1 pseudogene is annotated in these 1,447 nt (G+C 43.9%); it reads left to right on the top strand.

What is annotated here, in order from left to right:
• Positions 1-72 precede the first annotated feature (72 nt).
• A pseudogene (locus L2748_RS23870) lies at positions 73-1,447 on the top strand (IS3 family transposase); the annotation flags it as partial.

Genomic DNA, 1,447 nt, shown 5'->3' with positions numbered 1-1,447 from the left:
CCCCCTGTGTCAGGATAGTTGTCGCCTCAGTTTTTCATAAAAATAAAACAGGGGGCGGTAAGTTAGTTGTGAGTGAAGCATTATCCAGAAGATCATAAGCAAGCTGTCATTAGAAAGCTCCTTGAAAGTGGCTTATCATTACGGCAATTCGCAAAGCAAGAAAGTATCAACTTATCGACTTTGTATTCTTGGCAAAATAAATATTTAACAGCAGGTGTCTGTTTGGCAGATAGTCATAGTTCGGATGGTTGGTCACCAGAGCAAAAGTTCTCAATTGTTTTAGAAACGGTAGCATTGAACGAAATTGAATTAAGTCAGTATTGCCGTGAAAAAGGGCTTTACCCTGAACAAGTTAAAGAGTGGAAGCAAAGCTGTATTACGGGTAATCAAACGCAAGCCCAGCAGCGTAAGCAATTAGCCCAAGAACGAAAGGCTGATCATAAGCGGATTAAAGAACTGGAAAGAGAACTAAAGCGTAAAGATGCAGCCCTTGCTGAAACTGCAGCCTTATTGGTGCTGAGAAAAAAGTTAAATGCCTACTGGGGGGAAGACGAGGACAGTTAACCTCACTCACAGATAGGCAGCATTATGTATCTTTGATTGATGAAGCCGTTACCTCTGGCGCAAGAAAAGAGAAAGCTTGTGAAGAAATTGGTTTATCCATACGAACGTTACAGCGGTGGCAGGAACATGGTGAAATCATAGGTGATAAAAGGCCTGCTGCGGATAGACCTGAGCCGAAAAATAAGCTCACTGAGGAAGAGCAGCAAGCAATATTAGATACCAGTAACCAAGAAGAATACGCCAATTTAGGACCTAGCCAGATAGTGCCAATGTTGGCAGATAAAGGGCGATATATTGCATCTGAGTCAAGCTTTTATCGTGTGTTGAAAGCCCATGACCAGCTAATCCATCGAGGCAAAGCAAAACCTAAAGGTAGCCGAGCTAAGCCTAAGGGGTATACAGCGACAGGAGCAAACCAAGTGTGGACTTGGGATATCAGCTACTGTCCTTCAAGCGTCATTGGTCGGTTCTTCTACCTGTACATGATAGTCGACATCTTCAGTCGTAAAATTGTGGGTTGGGAAGTTCATGAGAGCGAGTCTGGTGAATATGCCGCTGAGTTGCTTGAGCGCACTCTTTGGGCTGAAAAATGCGTAAAACAAAATGTCGTTTTGCACTCAGATAACGGCAGTCCGATGAAATGCCTGACGATGCAAGCCAAAATGCTTGAAATGGGTGTAATAGGCTCTCGAAGCCGTCCTGGTGTAAGCAATGATAATCCGTATTCGGAATCACTGTTCCGCACGGTCAAGTACTGTCATCGTTGGCCAAGTGAAGGCTTTAAGAGTCTTGAAGATGCGAGAGTTTGGGTAAAAGGTTTCGCTAATTGGTACAACAACAAGCATAGGCATAGTCGAATTAAGTTCGTGACTCCTGCGCAACG

Source organism: Shewanella sairae (assembly GCF_023283535.1).
Classification (GTDB): domain Bacteria; phylum Pseudomonadota; class Gammaproteobacteria; order Enterobacterales; family Shewanellaceae; genus Shewanella; species Shewanella sairae.
Note: the sequence above shows the minus strand (reverse complement) of the source record. Positions and strands in the feature narration are given on the sequence as shown.